Here is a 3887-nt window from a genome sequence, read left to right as displayed (position 1 = left end):
CCGCCCTCGACCCCGACGGCACCGGCCGAAACCGTGCAGGGCGAGCTGTTCTGACGAGGCCGTCCGCTTCAGGCCGCCTCGCCGCCTCCGCCGGCCAGCTCCGCCCCGAACCGGTCGGCGGCGTAGGCCTCCAGGTCGAAGCGGTCGTCGGGGACGCGGAACATGAAGCGTTCGGCGATCTCGGTCAGCAGGATGTCGGGCCGGACCCGTTCCACGTAGGCCCAATCGACCGAGGTGCTCCAGACGAAATGCACCTCGGCGAAGGTCTCGGCCAGCATGATGGTGAGCATCAGCGGCGCGAAATGCGAGTACGAATCGCCGAAGAGGACGAGGCGGCGCGGGTCCCGCGCGGCGGCGTTGCCGTAGATGACGTGCGAGCCGACATGGAGCGTGTCGGCGCGGCCCGCCGCCTCCCGCGCCGCGACGATCGGGCTCGCGTAGCGGCGCACCGCGTCGCGCTGGAGTTCGTGGATCCGGGTCCGCTCGGTGCGGGGCGGATCGAAGCGGCCGCCGAGGTCGCCGGAAATCTCGGTCTCGCGATAGCCGCGGGCGGACAGGTCCGGGCAGGGCGGGGCCCGCAGCGCGCGGCAGATCTCGACATAGGCGAGATGGCAGCCGGCGAAGGTCCAGTGGCTGTCGGTGCGGTAGAACAGGTCCTCGCCCTCACGCGCCGCCCGCATCGGCTCGACGAGGTCGACGCAGGTCCGCCGCAGGACGCGCGTCGTCGGCCAGTCCCGGAGCCGGCCCTTCAGCCGGGAGAACCAGCGGCGGCGCGGCAGGCCGCGGATCAGGCGGCGGGCCGGTGAGAGGCGGGGATCGACCGCGATCCCGTCCAGGAAGTTGTCGTAGACGCTGAGCTTCTCCGGGACGACGACGTGGTGGTAGGCGATGCCGAGCCGGCCCGCCCGCGCCGCGCGGGCGGCGATGAGCTCGCGCCAGAGTTCGGCCTGGCGGGCCATGAAGCCCGACGCGTTGAACTGCGCGATGACGTTGTTGCTGCCGGCGACGACGAACAGCCAGCCGTCCTTGCCGACATGGATGTGATCGGTGATGTGATCGGTGGCCGTATCCGACACGAACGCCCCGCCCTTCCTCAATCGTCTTCGCCGATGCCGAACGCGCGCGCCGGCGCGTCAGGTCCGAGGCGGGACCGGACGGTCGGCGGTTGAGAGGGACGGGCGGGCACCTCCCGCCCCGAAGCGGCGCGCGGCGATCGGAGCGCGCGCGGACGCCCCGGACCGGTGCTTCTCCGAACGGCACACCGTGTCCGGCACCCCACGCGACGCGATCGCTGACAAGCTCACTCTCCGGCAGACGGGCCGAGGCTCCCTACAGGCCCCGGCGGCTCCGAGGCAAATGCGCGGCGCGCCTCGCCGACAGCGATATGCTAGCCGTGTTGCGATTCCCTTGAGCGGACGGTGATCCGCGAGGAGCAGGCTTGGACGCGTCGGGATGGGACGAGACGGGACCGGACGCAGCGCATGCGCGGCTGATCGAGGACAACCTCGTCCTCACCTGCGAGGCCGAGCACCTCTACCGTGACGGGGGCTTCGCCGGCGACGCCGCCCTGCTCGACCGGCTGCGGGGGCGGGTGAGCCGCAACACCCGCGTGCTCGGCACGGTGTTCCCCGGCTTTCCGGCCCATAGCCCCCCGCCGCCGCAGCTCTTCGGCGGCACGGCCGCCTTCCGGGAGAAGCTCGGCGCGGCGCTCGCCGCCCCCCTCCCGCCCGGACCGCCGACGCTGCTGTGCGAGACGCGCGACGTCCGGCTGTCGGGCAACGCCCTGTTCCTCGTCGAGGACGGCCGGCCGCAGGTGCTGTTCGAGACCTACCGGCCGCAGGAGCGGCACGTCGTGCCCGGCCCCAGCCCCGATTTTCTCCAAGTCGATGAGACCGTGGGCGAGGGGGAGGGGCTCGTCTTCCTCCTCAACTCGGCGGGCTCGTTCAATTACGGCCACTGGCTGATCGACGACCTGCCGCGCCTGCGCGCCCTCGACGGGCTCAGCGCGCAGCATCCGAGGATGCCGGTCACCGTCGCGCTGGTCTCCTACTTTCCGCATATCGACGCGGCGCGGCAGCGCTCGATCGAGCTTATTCTGGGCTCCGGCCGCGGCGTCTCGATCCGCTTCCTCGACCGGTCCAAGACCTACCACTTCGCCCGCCTGCACCACGCCACGCCGTGCAGCCTGCCGAGTACGGGCAAGTCCCCGCACGCGCTGCGCTCTCTCACCGGGCAGGTGCGCGCGCGGACGCGCCTGCGGCGCGGGCTGTTCGGATTGAGGGCCTTGGCCGGGCGGGGCCGGCGCCTGTTCGTCGATCGGCATCCGGGACGGGGACGGGGGCTCGCCAACCGCGAGGCCGTGCTCGGCCTGCTGCGCCGCCTCGGCTTCGAACCTTTCGACCCGGAGCTCGCCAGCGTGCGGCAGCAGGCGGTGCGGTTCGCCAGCGCCGAGACCGTCGTCGGCATCGCCGGGGCGGGCATGGCCAACACGGTGTTCTGCGAGCCCGGAACCCCGATCCTCCACCTCGTGCCCGAGGGCTGGGAAGACCCGTTCTATGCCGAGCTCGCCGCTCTCCGCGGCGAGGGCTATCGTGCGGTGTTCGGGCCGCGGGTCGCCCCGGGGCCGGGCTCGGCGGTCCCCCCGGACTGGCCCGCTCACCTGCACGACTTCTCGGTGGAGCCCGCCGAGCTGATGGCCGCCCTCGCCGCGGCCGATCCGGCCCGGTTCAGCGGCGCCCGGCGCGCGGTGCCTGATCCGGACGCTCCGTGACGGTGCCGGTCGTCTCGGAAGCGTTCCACTCGATGCCTCCGGGCGCGCCTATCACCGCGTGCGGCCGTTGCGGGGCGGCGTAGCTCTGCCCGCCGAACGGGCTCGCGGTGTAGCCGAGGCTCACCGTCGGCGACGGTGCGGCCGGCTGGGCGACGGCGCCGCCGACCGTGAGGCCGAGCGCGACGAAGGGGGCGGCAAGGGCGGCGGGGCGGGAAAGCCGAGTTGTCATGATCGTAGTTCCTGACAAAAGTCTGCCTGTGCCGGATCGCGGCCCCGAAACCTGTGCGGAGATCCGCGACCCGACACGCAGGAGATGGGTCGCCATGTTGCGACGCAACGTGTGGTGACACACATCGTTGTGCGTCGCAGCGTTGGGGAATCGCTCTGAATAGCGATTCTGTCTTACGGAACAGGGCTTTAGCCTGTCTCGCAAAATCTCCGCGCCGGCGCGGCCGAAAAGAAAACGGGCGGGGTCGGGGGATTGTAAGGCGGTCCTCGGACACGCTCCGACGATCGGGAGGCTGGTTCGGCGCGTGCTCTCGCTGCGGCGCGTCAACAGGTTGCCCCGGTTTAGGCCGACCCGGCCGATGGACTTCCGGATTTTCGATAGTCTCGAGGCGGGCGTCCATCACAAAGGATGAGACGTTGCCGCGAAATCGATAGCTTCGCGTCTAATCTTCCGTAGCTTGCCGGAACGGGCGAAGTCCGCATCTCGCATTCTTCAGCGAGACCGTTGATATCTTGGTCTGTATTTTCCAGTCCGAACAAGCTTAAAGGTGACAAATGCGCAGATTCATGTCAATTAAATCAGTCATTCTGATCCTATTCGTATTATCATTGGCAGCAATCTCTGTGCCTGTGGGAATTGTAGCGTGCGTCCTCATTGGTGAATTGACCGGAACGTATCATCTCGAGGCCGTGTCTTGCGAAGGTCAGGGTGAACAATGCGCGCGACTTGTGCGCTCGCATTGAATTGTTCTGCCTCTTCCTTCGTCCATGAGGAACGCGTAGCCATCACGGCTGTCCGGAAGAGCTGAGGAGTCCCGCTTGGCCGAGCAACCGGGATTCCCTCTGATACGGTTTCGGCTTGAACGCCTCAGTCAGAGCATGGCCTGTC

3 protein-coding genes are annotated in these 3887 nt (G+C 69.3%); 1 reads left to right on the top strand and 2 read right to left on the bottom strand.

What is annotated here, in order from left to right:
• Nucleotides 1-68 precede the first annotated feature (68 nt).
• Nucleotides 69-1076, bottom strand: a complete 1008-nt coding sequence (locus MFF42_RS18500; protein ID WP_238257061.1) for an alginate O-acetyltransferase AlgX-related protein — start codon at nt 1074-1076, stop codon at nt 69-71.
• 362 nt (nt 1077-1438) lie between these two features.
• Between MFF42_RS18500 and MFF42_RS18495 the strand changes: the two genes are divergently transcribed.
• Entirely contained in the window at nt 1439-2770 is a 1332-nt protein-coding gene (locus MFF42_RS18495) for a glycosyltransferase family 61 protein (RefSeq protein ID WP_238257060.1), read from the top strand.
• Here the strand turns inward: MFF42_RS18495 and MFF42_RS18490 are convergent.
• On the bottom strand, nt 2727-2999 hold the full coding sequence (locus MFF42_RS18490) for a hypothetical protein (protein WP_238257059.1): 273 nt from the start codon (nt 2997-2999) through the stop codon (nt 2727-2729). The two genes, MFF42_RS18495 and MFF42_RS18490, sit on opposite strands and share 44 nt — an antisense overlap.
• Between the last annotated feature and the right edge of the window lie 888 nt (nt 3000-3887).

The sequence above is a fragment of the Methylorubrum podarium genome, from assembly GCF_022179745.1.
Lineage (GTDB): Bacteria > Pseudomonadota > Alphaproteobacteria > Rhizobiales > Beijerinckiaceae > Methylobacterium > Methylobacterium podarium.
The sequence above is the reverse complement of the archived record's forward strand: the minus strand, read 5'-3'. Positions and strand labels throughout refer to the sequence as shown.

What these genes read in the sequence shown, in the direction of transcription:
- MFF42_RS18490 (WP_238257059.1), bottom strand. Translation starts at nt 2,999, where the DNA reads ATGACAACTCGGCTTTCCCGCCCCGCCGCCCTTGCCGCCCCCTTCGTC.